At 52.4% G+C, this 1,307-nt stretch carries 1 protein-coding gene and 1 pseudogene; both read left to right on the top strand.

The window, feature by feature from the left end; all coding sequences use genetic code 11:
* A pseudogene (locus BMX17_RS26845) lies at positions 1 to 231 on the top strand (hypothetical protein); the annotation flags it as partial.
* A 214-nt stretch (positions 232 to 445) separates the two neighbouring features.
* Complete coding sequence (locus tag BMX17_RS24890; RefSeq protein ID WP_092665343.1) at positions 446 to 838, top strand: hypothetical protein; 393 nt, start codon at positions 446 to 448, stop codon at positions 836 to 838.
* The last annotated feature ends 469 nt before the right edge of the window (positions 839 to 1,307 follow it).

The following is a 1,307-nucleotide window of genomic DNA, read 5'->3' as shown; positions in this document are numbered from 1 at the left end:
GAGACACAGACGTTCGAGAGCGTGTTTACCGAACCTGTGTGGTACGGAATTGAATTCACAATTGACGGACGTTCATCGGCTGATACCCGGACAGCCTACCATCCAGCACCACCCGGTAAAGACAGTGGGAGGGTTCTTGAGGGATCTGTTTCCGAATCAGGGTACAAGTCATGGGGCATTAGCGGAACGGATAACATGGGGACGTTCGCTAACTCGGAATCGAGTAACTGAAAGATCCAGTACCTGCACTGACCGACTCTCAGCCAGAAATCAGCCCTGATTTCTAATGCTCAGTGAGTTTGCCTACGTTACGGGTTTTTCAACACGTCCAATCGCGATCTAATTGGATTCCATCGGGGGCTGTCGAACCCAGGTAATTCCGAGTGACAGCGGATCTGAGATCTTGGTCGAACGCTTATACTCGTGGGGCGTGTTCTCTCGGTAGATGTCAGTGATTCCGACGGAGTGGGGTGAGCCGGATTCTCGGCCAGGCGTCTATTATGATCTCTTCTGGACAGGGCTGGCGGTTGTCGTGTTCGGAGCGGTGGCGTACTGGGAGCCGTTCTCAATTACTGTTTCGATTACACCACAACGACTAGCTGGCGCGACGATCCTCGGTATGATTCTCAGTGCTGCTCTGACGTACGGCTCGTTCGTGAGCAAGCGTCTCCAACAACTCTGGGCGAATTTCCGTATCCGGTTCGTCGGTCTCTTCCTGCTTATCATGGCCGGCCAACTCGCACTCGCCGTCGCCCCCACGTGGACGGTGCTCACATTGTTAGTGGCATTTCTCACATTCATCCCACTTCGCGTCGCCATCTACCTTCGTACAAGGTAAGTACTACAACTGATCGTTAAGAGGATCATCTATACTGAGCGGCTTTCGATCAGAAACCTGTCTGTATATCTATATTCTCAACCAGAATAAATCGCGAAATTACCGGTAGTCGTCGACGGTGTTGGCTCCACGCTGATGCTCATTACGAGGGACTTCAGGGATAAACCGGCAACAACGATCTGCAGTTCTGCCATTCGCTGTACTACCAATAGCAATAATTGTGTTTGTGATAGACCAGTAACTAGATGCCCTCCACACGACGTCAATTTCTCAGTGCATCCGCCATCGGAATAGCCGGGACAGTTGGCCTGACCTCTCTTAGCACACAGCGAGAATCAGATACAACTTCGTCCTACGACTGGCCCATGGCCAGATATGACCCCTCCGGCACTGGATACAATCCCGACGCATCGGGACCAAAACATGACGTGGCAGTTGCCTGGCAGCACGAAGCGCCAGACTGGTTCCG

The organism is Halorientalis persicus (assembly GCF_900110215.1).
In the GTDB taxonomy this organism is placed as follows: Archaea; Halobacteriota; Halobacteria; order Halobacteriales; family Haloarculaceae; genus Halorientalis; species Halorientalis persica.
Note: the sequence above shows the minus strand (reverse complement) of the source record. Positions and strands in the feature narration are given on the sequence as shown.

Excerpts from the sequence above, each read along its gene's own strand:
- BMX17_RS24890 (WP_092665343.1), top strand. The coding sequence starts at position 446 with ATGTCAGTGATTCCGACGGAGTGGGGTGAGCCGGATTCTCGGCCAGGC.